The organism is Enterococcus sp. AZ141 (assembly GCF_051714385.1).
GTDB classification, from domain to species: domain Bacteria; phylum Bacillota; class Bacilli; order Lactobacillales; family Enterococcaceae; genus Enterococcus_D; species Enterococcus_D entomosocium.
Genome location: NZ_JBIORT010000001.1, coordinates 3451185 through 3468589, shown reverse-complemented (window position 1 = coordinate 3468589; position 17405 = coordinate 3451185). Strand labels below are relative to the sequence as shown.

The window sequence follows — 17405 nt, the reverse complement described above, 5'->3', positions numbered from 1 at the left end:
TTACCATACAAAGAGGAGAAAAATACTCGTTACCGAAAGAAGCGAATGCCTTTGGTAACGAGTATTTTTCGACAAAGTTTTAAATAGCTAAAAAAAGAAAAAAAGCAAAACAGGCAAATACACCATGTACAGTAAGACGGAATAGCCTAGACATGAAGTTGCAAATTCTTCATCCCCTTGGTAGTTTCGTACAAGGATCGGGACAGAGTTTTGGACGGGCATAGAGGCTTGAATAATAAACACAGAAAGCATCAATTCAGGAACAGGGATGATTCTGCTTAACAGCCACACAACGAGGGGCGAAAGAACGAAACGACCAAACAAAACACCGACAATGTCTTTCGTCATTCGCAAATTTTTGAGTCCCCCAAAGTAGACGATGATTCCGATAATAAACATTGATAAGGGTGTCGTCAAATCTGCTAGATAGCTTCCAAGGCCATCAACAAATGAGGGCAGCGGTAAGGTGAATAGCATCCAGATTAAACCGATGATGAAACCAATCAAGGCTGGTGAAAAAATCTTTTTTAGCATGACCAATGGATGAAAGGAAATCCGGGCTTCACCAAAATCAGGATTGTCTTTTGCTAACTCAAAAATACCGATGGTCCAAAATAATGTCGTATTTACAATATAGTACAACAACACATAAGGAACGGCTTTTTCACCAAAAATAGCTAAATTGATCGGTAAGCCGATGAAGATCGTATTGGAAAAGGTAAACATGGCGGAAAATGCGCCTTGGTGTTTGGCTTCAATTTGCGCGAAACGTCGCCATAAATAACCAGCGAAGTAAGTGATCATCATGGAAAGTAATGGGATGATCATCCCCGAAACCAATGAAAGAAATTCATCTTTCGTAAAATTTTTAATAATCGTTAAAAACATATTGGCTGGTAATGAGACATTTAATACCAATTTTGAAAACGTATCGGCGGTTCGATTAGAAAACCATTGTTTGTAAGACAACCAATAACCGATAAACATGAGACTGAAAATGACAAAAATATTGATATATGCTTGAAACATGTGCTCACCTCTCATTTACTATAGCGAAAGGCAGAAGAAGAAGCAACTGATTCCCATTTGAAAACAACAAAAAACCAAACCACTCATTGAGCGATTTGGTCAAGAATTACTAACGTTGCTGCTTGCCTGCGTTACGACCTTTTCCACTAGGCTTTGTCGTGTTCAACGCTTTTTTGACAGCTTCTGTTTTTTCAGGAGTTACATCTTTGCGAGGCGTAACCACCGTTTTTGGCGGATTGGCTTTCATTTCTGCTTCGACTTGGGCACGAATTTTTGGTTTCATGATGACATTCGTGATAAATGTTTGGATACAACTGAAGACCCCACCGACTACCCAATAAAGCGTCACACCAGCTGGTGCACTCATTGACATGAAAACGATCATCAATGGAGAAACGATCAACATGGTTTTCATCGTTTTTTTCTGTTCTTCCGGAATCCCAATGGTTGAGATGTATCCTTGTGCCAGGTAGGAAATACCAGCAATCGCCACAAAGAGGATGCTGGGGTCACCTAATGATACGCCAAAGAACTCAGAGTTTTGGATTCCTTGTGTGTAACGGGCGGTGAAGTAGAGGGCAGAGAAGATCGGCATCTGAATCAGTAAAGGCAAACAACCGATACCGCCAAACATACTGACGTTGTTTTCAGAATAGATTTTTTGCATCTCCGCTTGCGCTTGCATTTGTTCTTCCCGAGTGGTTGCTTTCTTCAAATTGGCTTGTGCAATATCCACTTGAGGTTTCAGAAACTGCATTTTTTCACTTTGAATCATCGTTTTTCGAGACTGATGGATCCCTAATGGTAAGATAATGACGCGGACAACGATCGTTACGGCGATGATCGCCCAGCCGTAAGACCAGTTGAAGTTTTCAACGAGCATCGTGATCATATCACCTAAAGGTTTCACCAAAAAGCGATAAATCATTCCTGTTTCTTTCGGCGTACCATCAGCATTGGTACTGACACAGCCTGATAATGCTAATAACAGGCCAAATAATCCTGATGAAAGCAGCCATTTATTCATTTTAGACATTCTATTCTTCCTCTTCACAATAAATTTAGACAAAAATAACTATACTAAAAAAGACCGACTATTTCAATGTACAAAGAGAAATTCATTGAAAAATCAATCTTTCGACTTAGAAAACATTCAATTATCAATAATAGACTACATCAAAGCTAGTACGTTCTTTAATGGTATCGTCTGGTTGGATGTCGATTTGGTTCACTTTTCCAGCGGGAGAAGGAGAATCTTTCACTCCGGCAACAAAGGCATCGATGATTTTTTCATCTCCCATTGCTTCAATCGAAACAGAACCATCTGCCTCATTTTTTACAGATCCTGTGACCCCTAACTGATCGGCAAGCATTTTCGTGGTATAACGAAAGCCGACACCTTGGACACGCCCTTGAACATGGATTCGTAGTTTCTTCATGGACAATCCCTCCTCTGCTTATAATGATAGCGTTTTTTCAGTAAAAGAACAAGTTAGATCGATTGACTCATGCTATAATAAATCGAGGTGACCACATGAAAGAAATTCAATCGAAAAAAAATACCTTTATCAAGGAAATCAAAAAACTAACACAAAAAAAACACCGTACACAGACCAATACGTATTTGATCGATGGCTGGCATTTAGTGCAAGAAGCGCTGCAGGCCAAAGTACCTATCAAAGCGTTGTTGGTGACACCGCGAGGGTTAAGCGAAGCCAACGGGCAGCTCGATGATTATCAGGAAGAAAGCTATTTGATCACAGAGGAGATCGCAGCGATGCTTTCTGATTTACCAACACCACAAGGAATTTTTGCCGTGGTGGAAAAGCAAGAGCAAAACTTACAGACACTGACGGGTAATTGGTTGATTTTAGATAATGTGCAAGATCCCGGGAACGTTGGTACCATGATTCGAACAGCGGATGCTGCTGGATTTAGCGGGGTGTTTCTCGGCGAAGGAACAGCAGATCTTTACAGCACAAAAGTCTTACGCAGCATGCAAGGAAGCAACTATCATTTGCCGATTTTAGAAGGAGCGATCCCGCCATTTCTAAAGCAGCTACGCTCAGCTGGCGTGACGATTTATGGCACCGAATTAAATAAAGAAGCCGTTCCTTATACCGAGCTTCCTAAAGAACAAACAACTGCCTTCATTTTAGGTAACGAGGGACAAGGGGTTCACCCAGAACTGTTGGCTTTGACTGACAAAAATGTGTATATTCCCCTCTATGGTCAGGCGGAATCATTGAACGTCGCCATTGCAGCCGGAATTTTGATGTATTTTTCTGTCAGATAGATTTTTAAGGAACTGTTAAACTATTTGAATCTATTGCACCTCACCTAGAATCTTCGATGAATAGGTGCTATACTTTGTCTTGTAACAATCAAGCAGATCAAAAAAAGGTGGCAGACAAAAATTTATGACAGAAAAATGGCAAGAAGATAGCGAATATATGTCTTACGTGGCTGACCTGTTAGAAACAGAAGCTGTAAAAAAATTAGCCAACTTTGTGCAGCATATGAACTCCACACGTTTGGAACATTCGATCAGCGTCTCTTATTATAGTTACAAATTGGCCAAGAAATGGGGCGGTGATGCTCGTGCAACAGCTCGTGCAGGACTCCTTCATGATTTATTCTACTATGACTGGCGTACCACAAAGTTTGATGAAGGTACCCATGCGTATATGCATCCACGAATTGCAGTAAAAAATGCTGAAAAAATCACTGAACTAAGTGATCTAGAAAAAGATATCATCTTGAAACATATGTGGGGAGCAACGATTGCGCCGCCACGTTATAAAGAAAGCTATATTGTCACAATGGTTGACAAATATTGTGCGATCAAAGAAGCATCAGAACCACTTACAGAAAGTATGAAAGAAAAATGGCAACAACGTTTCTGGAAGAAACATCGTACGATTCAATAAGAAAAAAGTTCTTCGAACCAGCCGGTTCAAAGAACTTTTTTTGTTTGCTTAGCCAAAAATAAGTTGGAGGATCGCTGCGCCTACATAAAGGATCAGTAAGGTGATCAATACCATTAAGTGTCGTCTTTTGTGCATAAAAAGGATCGCTACGAATTCTCGTAAGAAGGCATTTGGTAAATAGTAAAAGGCGGTGGGTGCTCCGATACCATCCGCTTTAAGTTGTGCTTGATCTGCATAGAGACCGGCACGAAAAATATGGTAATTGTTGGAGGAAAAAATAACTTTGTAGCCATTTGGCTTTAAGGAATCCATGATTTCTTTCGAAAACTTCATGTTTTCATAAGTAGTCGTGGAATTTGTTTCTACTAAAATCTCTCCTTCGGGCACTCCTTGCGCAACTGCATATTCTTTCATCGCGACAGCTTCTGGCAGCTTTTCATCGCTTCCTTGGCCGCCTGACATCAGTAACCGAGGAGCGGTTTTTTTCGCTTTAAATTGCGCTTCGTAGAACGAGATTGCTTTATTGATACGCTTGGCCAATAAAGGGGAGACCGTGGTGCCATTCAAAAGACCTGCTCCTAAGACGATGATAAAATCTTGATTGTAACGAGGATGATTGAACTGATAAATGACTGAAATCGATAAAAAGTTCAAAAAGACCACAAATAGATACATCAGACTTAGGGGAACAACGCCGAATAAGGTTCGGATCCAATCCGGGAAAAAGTGCAAAAGGGTATCTGAAAATAATAAAACGGTCAAAACCACTGCTAAGATCAGGGTCAATAGATTGGCGATTGATCGCGACTCTCTTCGTAAAACAATAATGGAATTCCAGTAAAGAAAGACCACGAGAATGGCTAAGCCGAATAATAATACAGCAAAGAAGATCGCTAGCAAAACAGCCAATAGACCACCTACAAGAATATCTTGTGTTCGGTATAGATTAATGACTAGGTAGCCACCAAATGCTAAGACAAACAAATTAAAGAGCAAGCCATTTACGAGTCGGTGCTTGTTGCGCCGATAAGAAAATAAAAAAAGGCCGGCGAAGGCGACTGGTATTAGAATAAAGAAACTGCCTGTCCGTAATTCTGAGACGGCTAAATAAATCAGCAGGGCTAAAATCGTCCAACAGCACTCAAAAAAGAAAATATCTGGCTCATCTTTACTCTTGCGCCACTTTTGAACGACGATCACACCCGTCAAATAGCTGATGGCAAAAATCAGCAATTGCGTAAAATCCATGTTTTTCACTCCTTTAACGATACACCTAGTATACCGAAAAATGACAAAAATTGCTTGTTGCTAAGGTCAAAGTTGCTGAATTTCTTGCAATTCGCTAAAATGAAGAAAAGAAGGAGGAAGGAACATGCAATTAGGTGAAGTGATTCGCGTTGAACGGCCCGCTTTTTATGTGATCGGAAAAGAAGGCAAGGGATTAGCGGAAGAAGGAGCTTCTTGGGTACCAGCGCTATGGGAACTTGCAACAAAGGATTTTGAAGAGATCGAATTTCTAGTGAGCGATCAAAAGGCAGAAGAACTGGAATTTTGGGGCTTAATGAGTGATGGCACCAATTGGTTAGAGCCTTGGCAAGAAACCGGCCGTTATTTGGCAGGCGTTCAAGTCCATACAGAAAATTTTCCTCCCGTCGGTTGGGTCCGTTGGGAAATGCCCGCAATGACCTATCTCGTTGTAAAAACGGATGAAAAAAACTTGACCATGATGACTGAAAAAATGTTGATGGAAGTTTTACCAGAAAATAACGTCCACTTGTCAGCAGCGATCCAAGAAAGATATCTTCCTCATTTTAAAGAAGGGGAAGTTGAATTGTTTTTCCCTGTTGAGCCTTTGGCAGCAGCAACGGTGGAAACGGTAGAATAAAAAAAATCTGTCCGAGAAGCAATCTTTGCTCAGGACAGATTTTTTCTTTGGTTTGGATTAAAAAAGATTCTCGAAAAAGGTAGACACACCGCGCCAAGCACGAACAAAGATGTTGGCTTTTTCTACCGTTTGTGTTGTGACCAATCCTGCAGTTTCGTCATGATCAGAAGCATCAATATAACCAAGCGTATCAGCTGGAATCGAAGCACTTACAGTACCGACTTCTGTGCCCTCAGTCAATGGCGCTTGCAGGGCAGAATCACGATAATGCTCATTAAAGTCAATGGTTGTTTCAAAGGCTGTTGCATCCATATCTCCACGTACCCATAAGGTCAAACCTTGATTTAAGGCAACGGGAACACTCAATTCTTTCCCATCTTTGACTGACACCGTCTGTGTATCTTCTAACTGTGCATTTTCTGGTAGAATTTCTACTTGTTCCCAAGCATCGAAGGAGTAGTCCATCAACCGACCTGTTTCGATAAAACGTACGCTTGGATTTTCCGCATGACCATTGACGTTTAGCACGACGGTGATAATTCGTTGACCATCCTTGACGGCGGTTCCGACAAAGCAGGCGCCTGCCATATCTGTCGTACCAGTCTTAAGACCGTCAACACCATCTTTAGTATTCGTAAAACCTGGAAGCATCCAGTTCCAATTGACCATCTCGACAGGCGAATAGGAACCTTCGCCAAATTGTTTGGTGGAAAGACTTGTTACTTCTAAAACGTCTGGAAAGTCTTGCAGCAAATGGCGAGCAATCAGGGCGACATCTTTTGCGGATAGTTCGTTTTCGTCAGTGGAAGTTGACCCGGGATAGATATTGTCCCCTAAATAAGTATTGTTCAAGCCAGAAGCATTAACGATCTTTGCATCGGTAATGCCCCATGATTGCACTTTTTCTTGCATTTGATCAACAAAGGCACTTTCAGACCCAGCAATCAGCTCCGCGAGCGCTACGATTGCAGCATTTGCAGATTGGATATAACTGGCATCATACAAATCTTTTACTGTATAGGTAACGTCTTGATGCAAAGGGACATTCGATAAGTTTGGCGACACGCTGAGATTCGCGGCATAATCTGAAATAGGGACAGGATCATCCCAAGCGATGGTTCCTTGCTCTACTTGCTCAGCTACAAGGTAGAGACTGATGATCTTGGTGATGGAGGCGATGCCCATGGCGGTCTCACCATCTTGATCATACAACACTTTGCCTGTGTCAAAATCAATGGAATAAGCGGCTTTTGCATCGACTGAAAAATCTTGGATCTCTTCGGCGCTCATAGCTGTATCATCAGCATACGAAACGACGGGTAAGCCGGCAGCAGCAAAGAGGATTGCCAAAGCAGCAACGATGGAATACCCGAACTTGGTTATTTTCTGCATATATGTAGTAGCTCCTTTAAAGTTGTATCTAAGCAAAAATTTTAACAAAGAGTATCCACCGTTGCAATACTCTAAGAGAAAACTTAGCATTTAATTGCGTAAGACCGATCCCTCAGTAGACAAATTGAGACGTTACGTGACTAAGGTTGTTTACTGTAAATAATAGCTAACAAAAAAACTTACCTTCCTATAAAATAGAAGGCAAGTTTTTGTGAATTGACATAGGGTCAAACTGATTCACTTAGCGACGATTGGAATGGATTCTCGGGTTTTGGTTTTGGACTCTGACGGGAACTTTCACCGCCTTCGTTTCTTGTTGCATAGCCAATTTTGCTAAAAAGAATGTCCCAGCTAACAATGCAGCTAAAGCAAAGATGGAAAAGAGTGAAATAAAGGTCGTTAACATAAAAATCCCTTCTTTCTATTTAAAATAAATGTGGAAGGTAGGAATCGAACCTACACCTTAATCTATGAACGATCAAACATCACTCAACGGAACACCTTGTTCAACCACTTGTTAAGTTAATGATAGCATGGATTGCCAAGAAATGCTGATAAAAAGTCTGAGAATTGACCGAAGAAAATGTGAAGAAAACATGAACTTGGCTTTCTCAGCGATTTTAGATGATTTTTGTCAAAGAATAGTGGCAATCTTCTGCTTCATCATATAAAGTAATGACGGAGCCTTTTTGTTCAAGAACTAAATGATAGCCAAATGTGTCCAGTAAAACTAACCGCATCGGAGTCAATTCAACGATGGAAGCAGTCAAAGGCTTGCCTTCGATGGTCAATGAATAATCATTGGCTATTTCTATCGTGACATCTTCTTTTGTCTTGGAAGTAAAACGCCAATTACCAATGAAATTCTGGCGATTCTCATTTTTTTGTTTTTCTTTTCGCAACAGCAAGGAGCTGACCACGCCCGTTGCAAGAGATAAACCAATCAAAATAGACCTTTTCTTCATTTATACACGTCCTATCATTTAGGATTCATCAAGTTGTGCCTTGTGGACAGGTGTCCACTTTTTCGCACTAGAAAATAATTGCCATAAGTATACCATGAGAAGGTAAAAAAGCATGGTACTTTAGTTTGAAGTTTAGAAGTTTTTATCAAAATATGCTATGATTCAAAAGAGCAGGTGAGAAAATGAATTATCCGAATACCCTTTTAGCCACGTTTCTCGTGCGAGACAACCGGTTCATTGCCCGATGTCTCGTTGACGGTCAAGAAGTAATCGTCCATGTAAAAAATACCGGACGAGGAAAAGAGCTCTTGCACAAAGGTGCGCTTGTTACCCTGCAATATTGGGACAATCCGAAACGCAAAACCAATTACGACTTGATCTCAGTCAAGAAACAAGACCAATGGATCAACATCGATAGTCAAGTACCGAATCGTTTAGGCTATGAAGGCCTCTTGGATGGCACGATCCAGTTGCCAAATATCAAAGGGAGAATCGCGCTTTTGCGAAGGGAAGTTGTCTATGGGACATCAAAATTCGACCTTTATTTTGAAACAGATGAACAAGAAAAAGGCTTTTTAGAAATCAAGGGAATGACCCTTGAAAACAAGCAAGTCGGTGCTTTTCCAGATGCACCAACCATTCGTGGCTTGAAACACGTCAATGAATTGATCCATGCCAAAGAAGCTGGCTATTATGCGGCGGTTTTGTTTATGATCCAATTTGAAGCGGTGCAAATCGCCACGATCCATCGACAGATGCAACCGGATCTGGCCACTAAAATCGCTGAAGCGCAAAGCAAGGGTGTCGAAGTGTTTGCCTATAATTGCCAAGTAAACCAAGGGATGATCACGGTCAAAGAACCAATCCCTTTTGATTTGAATGTCGTCTTTGACGACCCTAATCTATAGAAGAAAGAAGGAAAAAACATGATTCATTTAGGGATTATCGGCACAAATTGGATCACCGATCAATTTGTACAAGCAGCCCACGAAACCAAACGCTATCAATTGGTTGCCGTATACTCAAGAAAGTTAGCAACGGCACAACGTTTTGGAGAAAAATATGGGGACATCGAATATGCGACCGATCTGGACACTTTTTTTGGCTTAGCTCATATGGACACGGTCTACATCGCGTCTCCGAATAGTTTGCACTTTGAACAAGCCAAGCAAGGTATTTTAGCAGGAAAAAATGTCATTGTGGAGAAGCCAGCCTTTTCAACGCCTGAGGAAATGGCGGAGATCATCGAATTGGCAAATCAGCAACAGGTATTATTCTTTGAAGCAGCTCGCAACATCCATGAAGCAAGTTTTTCTACTGTAGCCGAATTCTTACCGACACGCGGTGTCATTCTTGGGGCGACCTTTTCTTATATGAAATATTCGTCTCGTTATGACGCTGTACTAGCTGGGGAGGAACCAAATATTTTTTCTCCACATTTTTCTGGCGGTGCCTTAGCGGATTTGGGCGTCTATCCGATTTATGCGGCGGTCGCTTGGTTTGGCAAACCGCAAGATGTTCATTATTTTGCTCGTAAATTACCGACTGGTGTAGATGGTATCGGGACCGCAGTGTTGCGCTATGCTGACTTTGATGTCACAATCCAAACAGGAAAAATTGCTGATTCAGAGTTGCGTTCAGAAATCTATTTTGAAGACGGTACATTAGACCTAAATGCCGTCAATGCCATCGAAGAAGCCGCGTTTTATGAGCGAAAAACAAAACAAACCCAGGCATTAGCAGTAAGTGCTTTAGAAAACCCGATGATCGAAGAAGCACAAGACTTTGCAGACATCATCGAAAACAAAAATGATCCCCAACAAGGACAACGGTATGAGGAATGGGTGGAACTTGCTCGCAGTGTCAATGAAACCATCGCTCTTATGCGTAAACAAGCAGGCATCATTTTTGATGCAGATAAAAAATAAGGAATGGAACATTTATGACAGTATTTGAATTGACACAATTGCCAGACATCTGGCAGGAAAAATGGCAAGCGGCAGGGTATCACGCACCGTCCCTGATCCAAGAGAAAACCTTTGGCCCTTTAAAAGATGGTGAGTCTGTCATTGGAGTCTCACCGACCGGTTCTGGTAAAACATTGGCGTACCTCTTGCCACTGTTAACAAAAGTCGAGGTAAAGCAAGGCAATCAGTTGTTGATTTTGACTTCTTCACAAGAATTAGCGATGCAAGTCACAGAAGTGGCCCGGGAATGGGCCCAAGCCATTGGTTTGACCGTTCTGCCCCTAATTGGTGGCGCAAGTACAAAACGCCAAGTGGAAAAACTGAAAGACAAGCCCGAGGTCTTGATTGGCACCCCAGGCCGAGTGTTAGAATTGATCAAAGCAAAAAAAATCAAGACCCAGCAGTTGCAATCGTTGGTATTAGATGAGGTTGACCAATTATTGAAAGAAGGGGCCTTCACACTGGCTGCCAAGATCAATCAAACATTGCCAAAACAAATCCAGCGTAGTTTCTTTTCAGCAACCGCTAACGAAGTGATTGATGAGATTCGACCATTGGTGACAAAAGAGCCGCTGATCATTGATGTTACCCAAGAAGATCAGAGCAAAGGCGTGATCCATCACTACTATTTGAATTATCCGCAACGACGAATCGTGGATGCTTTAAGGCGCTTTGCTCATTTACCAAGCTTTCAAGCCTTGGTTTTCTTCAATGAATTAAGCGCAATGGGAAATGCAGAAGAAAAACTGCTGTTTCACGGCTTGCCGGTGGCATCATTAGCATCTGACCAAAACAAACTTGCCCGAAAAGGCGCACTGGAGAGCTTCCGTCAAGGAAAACTAGTAGAATTATTGACGACCGATGTCGCCTCTCGCGGCTTAGATGTGGTGGATTTGCCTTATGTCATCAATACGGAAGTCCCGTTAGAAAAAGAATCCTATCTGCACCGGGCAGGACGTGTTGGACGAATGGGCAAAGAAGGAACCGTCGTCACGATCGTTCAAGACCATTCGTTGAAGGATTTGAAAAAAATCGCGAATCAATTGTCCATAGAACTCAAGGAAGTCTATCTGCATGGGGGACAATTACACACAGAAGCACCTGTTATCGAAAAGGAAAGCAAGAAAGAAACGAAAATAGTAAGTGTGCAGAAAATTTCCAAGAAAACATCTGAAAAATTACACACTCCTGTTAAAAAGACCAAGAAAAAGACGAAAAAGCAAAAAGACAAAGGAAAAAGACGCCATTGAGCGTCTTTTTGTGTTACCATTAACGTTGTTTATTATTAGTGTGTAAAAAAATGAGGAGGCTATCGAATGAATTCGCGAAAAGAAGAGATTTTTCAAACGATCGAACTGCATAAGCAAGGGTTGACCGCAGTTGACGTCGCTAAAATCTTACAAATCGATCGCAGCAATGCAAGCCGTTATCTCAGTGAGCTTTATAAAGAAAAGAAAATCGGCAAACGTTCCGGCCGTCCGGTCGTTTATGAGCCATTAGAAGAAACGGTGCATGTGGATGTTTCCTCTGAAGTGAGTTTTGAAAGTCTTGTTGGGGTTCAAGCTTCTTTAAAAGTAAGTATCCAGCAAGCCAAAGCAGCAATTTTATATCCGCCTAGAGGACTCCATACCATTATTTTTGGAGAGACAGGTACCGGTAAATCCTTATTTGCCGAATGTATGTATCACTTTGCGGTTGAATCAAATATGTTAGAAAAAGATGCTCCTTTCGTATCGTTTAATTGTGCGGATTATGCACAAAATCCGCAGTTGTTGTTTGGTCACATCTTTGGCATCAAAAAAGGGGCCTACACAGGTGCTGCAGAAGATAGTCCAGGACTTATGGCAAAAGCCGATGGCGGCATATTGTTCTTGGATGAGATCCATCGACTGCCGCCAGAAGGCCAAGAAATGCTCTTTACCTTCATTGACAAAGGGATCTACCGCCCATTAGGGGAAAGCAACCAAGTTCATGAAGCCGCCGTGCAGATCATTGGTGCCACCACTGAATCATCAGAAACCTTTTTGACGACCTTCAATCGGCGAATTCCCATGGCTATTACTTTGCCAAATGTGGAAAGTCGTTCGCTAGATGAACGGTATGAAATCATTTCCTTGTTTATCAAGCAAGAGGCGACCCGTCTAAATCAGCGGATCGATGTCGAGCGAGATGCGATATTGGCCTTTATGCTCTATGATGCAGAAGGCAACATCGGTCAAATCAAGCGAGACCTGAAACTCGTCTGTGCGAAGGCATTCTTACATTATCGGACCTATGGGAAAAAACACCTCCTGATTCGAAAAGGCGATTGCTCACTGCAAGTTCAAAAAGGGCTGTTGAAGATCAAAGAAATGTCAGAACGCTTGGATCGGTTTTTAGATGGCAAAGGCGACTTTCTGAGTTTCGAACCCGGCGACCCAGATGTTGTCTGGTCTCGTGATCCGCAACGGAATATGCAGGTGTACAATGAGATCGAAGAAAAAGTCAGCACACTGATTGAAACCGGTGTAGCCAATGTTGATTTAGAAAACTTGATCTCTAAGGATGTGGATGCCTACTTTGAAAAATATGTCGAAGAATTGATCCAAAACCCTGTTCATAAAGAGTTGATTCCAGAAGACATTTGGAAACTGACCAATGTTCTTTATGACTTGGCAGGTCAGAGGTTAGATCGAACTTATAGTGAAAAAGCCCGTTTTGCCTTTGCGTTGCATTTGCAAAGTACGCTGGAACGTGTTAAAGAGGGACATATGATCGTTCATCCGGATTTGAACACGATTAGAAAAAACTTAAAATCCGAATTTCAAGTGGCAATGGATTTATCGACGATCATTGAAGAGGAACGTCATGTCGAGATCCCATTTGATGAAATCGGCTTTATCAGTATGTTTTTAGCGATTCAAGTCAAACAGCCTTCGCCATTGCCCCTTGAAAAAATCGAGATCATTGTCTTGATGCATGGCAAGGCAACTGCCAGCAGTATGCTGGAGACAGCCCAAGAGCTGCTGGAGACCGACCATGGCAAGGCAATGAATATGTCTTTGGATATGGAAGTCGGGCAAATGTATGACCAGCTGTTGAATTATATCAATGAAAACAAAGAGAAGATGAGCAATGGCTTATTGCTTTTAACCGATATGGGCTCCCTCAATTCATTTGCGAATTTGATTTCCGAAGAGACGGGGATTCGTACGAAAGCTATTTCGATGGTCAGCACGATGATTGTTTTAGAAGCTTTGCGGATGGCAGAGAGTGGGCGCAGTTTAGAAGATATCTACCAAAACATTCAGCGTTCTTTTGAAACCATCGTACAAGAACAGTTCCGTACGGTTCGTGAAGCAAAAGGAAATAAAAAGGCAGTCATCGTTACTTGCTTTACTGGGGAAGGTGTCGCTGCCAAACTTTATCAACGAATTTATCCCGTCGTCGATCAATCAAAAGTCGAGATCATCCAAATGCAATTTATTGAAAAAGAAACCTTCAAAAAACATATTGACGGCTTGCTAGAAGAATATGAGATCAAAGCTATTGCCGGCACCGTCGAGATCGATTATCAAAACATTCCGTTTTTCTCCGCCTATGATGTTTTTGATGACAATCGCTTGAATGTGCTAAAACGAATCGCTTCAGATGAAGTGCCGATCGAAAAGATCGTGCGTTCATTGGAAAATACGATAACTCATGTTGGGTCCGTCTATCATCTGATCGAAAGCCTGCAACGAATCGTTCATCAGATTCAAAATCAATTGCATGTGATTGTAGAACCAACCGTCGATGCAGGATTAGTCATTCATTTAGCCTTTTTGGTAGAAAGTTTATTGAAGAAGGAGCCTTCCCGTACTTTCGTCAACTTAGCTACTTTCCAAAAACGGTACCGAATTGAAATGGATGTTTTACGAACCCATTTATTACAAATTGAAAAAAATTATCAAATCAAATTTTCTGAAGATGAGATCGCCTATTTAACCCAAATGTTTTTAGAAAACAAAATCAAAAATTATGATGAATCCGCACACAATTTTAGTGTGTAATGAAAAAACTGCGAGTGTGTAAATGAGAAATTGGTTCAGACCATTGATAAATAAAGGTCTGAACTTATTTTTTTTTGGCACGCTTTTTGCTTTATAGTAAAGTGTAACTTACAACAGAAAGGAGCAGATGCGCGATGGCGAAAAAAACGATTATGCTGGTTTGTTCAGCAGGAATGAGTACCAGTCTATTGGTGACAAAAATGCAAAAAGCAGCCGAAGCTAAAGGAATGGAAGCAGATATCTTTGCTGTTTCAGCTTCAGAAGCCGACCAACATTTGGAGTCAAAACCAGTCGATGTTCTATTGTTAGGACCACAAGTACGTTTCATGAAATCACAATTTGAACAAAAATTAGCACCAAAAGGCATTCCTTTGGACGTGATCAACATGGCAGACTATGGCATGATGAACGGCGAAAAAGTATTGCAACAAGCAGAAACATTAATGAACTAAGATTTTTTAGGATCGAAGTGTAAGGAGGATTTTTAAAGATGGATGAGCAAAATTTGGAAGCCATTATGGGATTGATCATGTATGGTGGTAATGCAAAAAGTGACGCAATGGAAGCAATCGCGGCAGCAAAAGAAGGGAACTTCGAATTAGCTGACCAAAAAATCAAAGATGCTGAAGCATCTCTTGTGGAAGCGCATCATTCGCAAACAGGATTGTTGACACAAGAAGCGCAAGGCAATCATATGACCGTGACATTGTTGACCGTGCATTCACAAGATCACCTAATGACATCAATCGCATTTACCGATTTAGCGAAAGAAATCATTGATGTCTATCGACGTCTAAATAACGAATAATCTTTGAACGGATAGAAGTAGTTATTGTCGATGAATCAAAAAATCTTCTTTGACGAATAGAACTTATAGGAGGAATTAAGAATGGATGGATTAACAAGTTGGATGGAGAGACACATTCTCCCGGTTGCAGCTAAGATTGGTGCGCAAAAGCATTTGGTTGCCTTGCGGGATGCTTTTATCGGAATGATGCCAGCAACGATGGCTGGGGCAATTGCAGTATTATTGAACGCCTTCATGCGTGATTTTCCAAACACTTATCTTGGTGCGGACAATGCAATCACGAAATTTTTCACGCCAGTGATCGCAGTCAATGGTTTAGTTTGGACAGGTACCTTAGCAATTATGGCGGTTATCTTCTCAGCTTCATTCGGTTATAATTTAGCGAAGGCTTACAATGTTGATGCACTATCAGGTGCGTTGGTCTCTTTAGCAGCATTTATTATGGGTATTCCACAATCTGCTTCTCTTTCTTTAGCGTTAGAAGAAGCACTACCAGCAAACGTGGTAGACATGATCAACAGTACAAGTGCTACATCAGGATTTGCAGCAGATGGTTCAACGATCAGCGCTGCAGGCTGGGGCTACTTCCCATTTAGCGCCTATATGGGTGGCTCTGGATTGTTCACGGCAATCATCTTTGGTTTCGTTTCAGTTATTATCTTTGCAAAATTGATGCAAAAAAATATTATTATCAAAATGCCAGATTCAGTGCCACCAGCAGTTTCCCGTGCCTTTGCAGCGATTATCCCTGGGATTGCCGGACTATATGCTTCAGGTTTGATTTACTATCTATTTGAACGCTTTGTCGGTATGCCGATAATTGACTGGATCTCCGAATCGATCCAAAAACCATTATTGGGTCTCTCTCAAGGGTACTTTGCCGTATTTATCATTGTTTTACTTGTCCATGTCTTGTGGTTCTTTGGATTACATGGAACAAATATCATGGGACCTGTTCTACAATCGATCTATGGTGTGGCAATGGTTGAAAATACTAATGCTTATCAATTAGGGGAAGCTGTTCCTTATAAATGGGTAGCAGGTTCATTCGAAGCATTTGTTTGGCCTGGTGGAGCAGGTGTGACTTTAATGCTCTTGATCGCAATCTTGCTATTCTCTAAACGTGCCGACTATAAGACAGTTGGTAAACTAGGGATTGGACCTGGGTTGTTCAATATCAATGAACCAGTAATGTTTGGTCTACCAATCGTGTTAAACCCATTGTTTATCATTCCATTTATTGTTGCACCGTTAGTTACAGCAACGATTGCTTACTTTGCAACAACTTTAGGGTTAGTTGCACCAGTTGTGGTAAATGTGATTTGGGTAATGCCAACGATCCTAAGTGGCTTCTTAGCTACCGGTGGAGACTGGCGTGCGATCATCTTGACAATTATTAATTTGGCTGTAGCTTTATTGATCTGGGCACCATTTATTATTGCTGCCAACAAAATCAATCCAGCAGACCAAGAGAACTAATCAAATAAACTAGATGGGTGGCTTCACCCATCTAGCTATCTTTTTTAGGAGGAGAAAAAATGATTATTGTAAATTCCGCGATGCAACAAGACAACATCAAAGCATTACTTGAGTCTTTGACAGAAGGTGAGATCAAGTATACCTTTAAAGAAAAAAAAGGGATTCAGTTGATTTTTGAAACAACGGCAGAAGACAAAGAAAAAGCAGCGAAACTTGCCAAAGACGCAATCAAAAATACTGATTGGGGTCGAGTACTATACTTTAACGTCGTTAGTCAATAGTGAGGTGATATCATGTTTAAAAATGGATTGTTTTTTATAAGCATCGGTAGTATGTTATTTATATACAGCGCTAACGCGCAGTCAGGTGAATACCACTGGGTGAATCTCATCACGTCAGTCATTCTAATGGCTATTGGAGGAATCATGGCTTCAATTGGACACAAACGCAACAAGAAAGACAAGGAGGCGCAAGATGGAAATCACTAAAAAAATGAATGTACCCGCTGACTTTTTATATAAGACGATCATCGATTCCGTTTTACATGATATTAAACAAGCGACAGATCAAACACTTACTGAAGAGCAATTAGAAGGATACAGCTATCTTAAACAGTTTTATAAAGATAGTAATGCCACCATAACAATCGAAACGGTCAAGAAGAATCAAGCCTATGCGTTCCAAACGGCGACGAAAAAAAATACCTTCCGTGTACACTATCAGATCGAAGCGATAGACGAGTCGCACTGCAACTTGCATTATGAAGAAAAAATGACTTCTGAAGGCATGATTCAGCAATTAAATGACATGCTCTTAGGTACGATTCTAGGATATTTCAAACGCAAGCAATTTAAAAAAATGTTGAGTATGATGGAAGAAGCATATTAAGGGGTCGACTGACGCCTTTTTTGCGTTTCTT

19 protein-coding genes are annotated in these 17405 nt (G+C 41.2%); 12 read left to right on the top strand and 7 right to left on the bottom strand.

The window, feature by feature from the left end; genetic code table 11:
* Positions 1 to 87: 87 nt before the first annotated feature.
* The 3 genes from IGI89_RS15960 to IGI89_RS15950 form a co-directional block, all read right to left on the bottom strand.
* A complete protein-coding gene (locus tag IGI89_RS15960; RefSeq protein WP_061053921.1) occupies positions 88 to 1029 on the bottom strand; it encodes an AEC family transporter in 942 nt (313 codons plus the stop codon).
* A 109-nt stretch (positions 1030 to 1138) separates the two neighbouring features.
* Positions 1139 to 2065, bottom strand: coding sequence for a membrane protein insertase YidC (gene yidC, locus IGI89_RS15955; RefSeq protein ID WP_086299625.1), 927 nt, complete (start codon positions 2063 to 2065; stop codon positions 1139 to 1141).
* Positions 2066 to 2189: 124 nt separating this feature from the next.
* Entirely contained in the window at positions 2190 to 2468 is a 279-nt protein-coding gene (locus tag IGI89_RS15950) for an acylphosphatase (protein WP_005236969.1), read from the bottom strand.
* 95 nt (positions 2469 to 2563) lie between these two features.
* Between IGI89_RS15950 and IGI89_RS15945 the strand changes: the two genes are divergently transcribed.
* On the top strand, positions 2564 to 3325 hold the full coding sequence (locus IGI89_RS15945; RefSeq protein WP_008381120.1) for a TrmH family RNA methyltransferase: 762 nt from the start codon (positions 2564 to 2566) through the stop codon (positions 3323 to 3325).
* 124 nt (positions 3326 to 3449) lie between these two features.
* The gene (locus tag IGI89_RS15940) at positions 3450 to 3959 is read left to right on the top strand and encodes an HD domain-containing protein (protein ID WP_005236965.1); all 510 of its coding nucleotides are present in this window, start codon (positions 3450 to 3452) and stop codon (positions 3957 to 3959) included.
* 48 nt (positions 3960 to 4007) lie between these two features.
* Here the strand turns inward: IGI89_RS15940 and IGI89_RS15935 are convergent, their stop codons facing one another.
* Entirely contained in the window at positions 4008 to 5207 is a 1200-nt protein-coding gene (locus tag IGI89_RS15935) for a YdcF family protein (RefSeq protein WP_008381122.1), read from the bottom strand.
* Positions 5208 to 5331: 124 nt separating this feature from the next.
* Between IGI89_RS15935 and IGI89_RS15930 the strand changes: the two genes are divergently transcribed.
* The gene (locus IGI89_RS15930; protein ID WP_008381124.1) at positions 5332 to 5844 is read left to right on the top strand and encodes a GyrI-like domain-containing protein; all 513 of its coding nucleotides are present in this window, start codon (positions 5332 to 5334) and stop codon (positions 5842 to 5844) included.
* 57 nt (positions 5845 to 5901) lie between these two features.
* Here the strand turns inward: IGI89_RS15930 and IGI89_RS15925 are convergent, their stop codons facing one another.
* The 3 genes from IGI89_RS15925 to IGI89_RS15915 form a co-directional block, all read right to left on the bottom strand.
* Positions 5902 to 7236 (bottom strand): serine hydrolase, encoded by a 1335-nt coding sequence (locus IGI89_RS15925; RefSeq protein WP_008381126.1) that lies wholly within the window; start codon positions 7234 to 7236, stop codon positions 5902 to 5904.
* 241 nt (positions 7237 to 7477) lie between these two features.
* Positions 7478 to 7642 carry a hypothetical protein gene (locus tag IGI89_RS15920; protein ID WP_008381128.1) on the bottom strand — a complete coding sequence of 55 codons (165 nt, stop codon included), beginning with the start codon at positions 7640 to 7642 and terminating at the stop codon, positions 7478 to 7480.
* Positions 7643 to 7856: 214 nt separating this feature from the next.
* Positions 7857 to 8201 carry a DUF4828 domain-containing protein gene (locus IGI89_RS15915; protein WP_008381130.1) on the bottom strand — a complete coding sequence of 115 codons (345 nt, stop codon included), beginning with the start codon at positions 8199 to 8201 and terminating at the stop codon, positions 7857 to 7859.
* Between the two features lie 182 nt (positions 8202 to 8383).
* On the opposite strand from IGI89_RS15915, the gene sfsA reads away from it, so the two are divergent.
* The 9 genes from sfsA to IGI89_RS15870 all read left to right on the top strand — a co-directional run bounded on the left by sfsA (position 8384) and on the right by IGI89_RS15870 (position 17374).
* Positions 8384 to 9109 (top strand): DNA/RNA nuclease SfsA, encoded by a 726-nt coding sequence (gene sfsA / locus IGI89_RS15910; protein ID WP_016613175.1) that lies wholly within the window; start codon positions 8384 to 8386, stop codon positions 9107 to 9109.
* Between the two features lie 18 nt (positions 9110 to 9127).
* Entirely contained in the window at positions 9128 to 10129 is a 1002-nt protein-coding gene (locus IGI89_RS15905) for a Gfo/Idh/MocA family protein (protein WP_438735836.1), read from the top strand.
* Positions 10130 to 10143: 14 nt separating this feature from the next.
* Complete coding sequence (locus IGI89_RS15900; RefSeq protein ID WP_016621253.1) at positions 10144 to 11418, top strand: DEAD/DEAH box helicase; 1275 nt, start codon at positions 10144 to 10146, stop codon at positions 11416 to 11418.
* Positions 11419 to 11484: 66 nt separating this feature from the next.
* Positions 11485 to 14199, top strand: a complete 2715-nt coding sequence (locus IGI89_RS15895) for a sigma 54-interacting transcriptional regulator (protein WP_016613177.1) — start codon at positions 11485 to 11487, stop codon at positions 14197 to 14199.
* Positions 14200 to 14333: 134 nt separating this feature from the next.
* Complete coding sequence (locus IGI89_RS15890; protein WP_005229471.1) at positions 14334 to 14651, top strand: PTS sugar transporter subunit IIB; 318 nt, start codon at positions 14334 to 14336, stop codon at positions 14649 to 14651.
* 38 nt (positions 14652 to 14689) lie between these two features.
* The gene (locus tag IGI89_RS15885) at positions 14690 to 15007 is read left to right on the top strand and encodes a PTS lactose/cellobiose transporter subunit IIA (protein WP_005236949.1); all 318 of its coding nucleotides are present in this window, start codon (positions 14690 to 14692) and stop codon (positions 15005 to 15007) included.
* 81 nt (positions 15008 to 15088) lie between these two features.
* Positions 15089 to 16486, top strand: a complete 1398-nt coding sequence (locus tag IGI89_RS15880; protein ID WP_005236948.1) for a PTS sugar transporter subunit IIC — start codon at positions 15089 to 15091, stop codon at positions 16484 to 16486.
* 59 nt (positions 16487 to 16545) lie between these two features.
* A complete protein-coding gene (locus IGI89_RS15875) occupies positions 16546 to 16767 on the top strand; it encodes a hypothetical protein (RefSeq protein ID WP_005236947.1) in 222 nt (73 codons plus the stop codon).
* 193 nt (positions 16768 to 16960) lie between these two features.
* The gene (locus IGI89_RS15870; protein WP_016613180.1) at positions 16961 to 17374 is read left to right on the top strand and encodes a DUF3284 domain-containing protein; all 414 of its coding nucleotides are present in this window, start codon (positions 16961 to 16963) and stop codon (positions 17372 to 17374) included.
* Positions 17375 to 17405 lie beyond the last annotated feature (31 nt).

What these genes read in the sequence shown, in the direction of transcription:
- IGI89_RS15900 (WP_016621253.1), top strand. Translation starts at nt 10,144, where the DNA reads ATGACAGTATTTGAATTGACACAATTGCCAGACATCTGGCAGGAAAAA.
- IGI89_RS15940 (WP_005236965.1), top strand. Translation starts at nt 3,450, where the DNA reads ATGACAGAAAAATGGCAAGAAGATAGCGAATATATGTCTTACGTGGCT.
- IGI89_RS15920 (WP_008381128.1), bottom strand. Translation starts at nt 7,642, where the DNA reads ATGTTAACGACCTTTATTTCACTCTTTTCCATCTTTGCTTTAGCTGCA.
- IGI89_RS15890 (WP_005229471.1), top strand. Translation starts at nt 14,334, where the DNA reads ATGGCGAAAAAAACGATTATGCTGGTTTGTTCAGCAGGAATGAGTACC.
- IGI89_RS15875 (WP_005236947.1), top strand. Translation starts at nt 16,546, where the DNA reads ATGATTATTGTAAATTCCGCGATGCAACAAGACAACATCAAAGCATTA.
- IGI89_RS15925 (WP_008381126.1), bottom strand. Translation starts at nt 7,236, where the DNA reads ATGCAGAAAATAACCAAGTTCGGGTATTCCATCGTTGCTGCTTTGGCA.
- IGI89_RS15915 (WP_008381130.1), bottom strand. Translation starts at nt 8,201, where the DNA reads ATGAAGAAAAGGTCTATTTTGATTGGTTTATCTCTTGCAACGGGCGTG.
- sfsA (WP_016613175.1), top strand. Translation starts at nt 8,384, where the DNA reads ATGAATTATCCGAATACCCTTTTAGCCACGTTTCTCGTGCGAGACAAC.
- IGI89_RS15945 (WP_008381120.1), top strand. Translation starts at nt 2,564, where the DNA reads ATGAAAGAAATTCAATCGAAAAAAAATACCTTTATCAAGGAAATCAAA.
- IGI89_RS15895 (WP_016613177.1), top strand. Translation starts at nt 11,485, where the DNA reads ATGAATTCGCGAAAAGAAGAGATTTTTCAAACGATCGAACTGCATAAG.
- IGI89_RS15870 (WP_016613180.1), top strand. Translation starts at nt 16,961, where the DNA reads ATGGAAATCACTAAAAAAATGAATGTACCCGCTGACTTTTTATATAAG.
- IGI89_RS15930 (WP_008381124.1), top strand. Translation starts at nt 5,332, where the DNA reads ATGCAATTAGGTGAAGTGATTCGCGTTGAACGGCCCGCTTTTTATGTG.
- yidC (WP_086299625.1), bottom strand. Translation starts at nt 2,065, where the DNA reads ATGTCTAAAATGAATAAATGGCTGCTTTCATCAGGATTATTTGGCCTG.
- IGI89_RS15950 (WP_005236969.1), bottom strand. Translation starts at nt 2,468, where the DNA reads ATGAAGAAACTACGAATCCATGTTCAAGGGCGTGTCCAAGGTGTCGGC.
- IGI89_RS15935 (WP_008381122.1), bottom strand. Translation starts at nt 5,207, where the DNA reads ATGGATTTTACGCAATTGCTGATTTTTGCCATCAGCTATTTGACGGGT.
- IGI89_RS15960 (WP_061053921.1), bottom strand. Translation starts at nt 1,029, where the DNA reads ATGTTTCAAGCATATATCAATATTTTTGTCATTTTCAGTCTCATGTTT.
- IGI89_RS15880 (WP_005236948.1), top strand. Translation starts at nt 15,089, where the DNA reads ATGGATGGATTAACAAGTTGGATGGAGAGACACATTCTCCCGGTTGCA.
- IGI89_RS15905 (WP_438735836.1), top strand. Translation starts at nt 9,128, where the DNA reads ATGATTCATTTAGGGATTATCGGCACAAATTGGATCACCGATCAATTT.
- IGI89_RS15885 (WP_005236949.1), top strand. Translation starts at nt 14,690, where the DNA reads ATGGATGAGCAAAATTTGGAAGCCATTATGGGATTGATCATGTATGGT.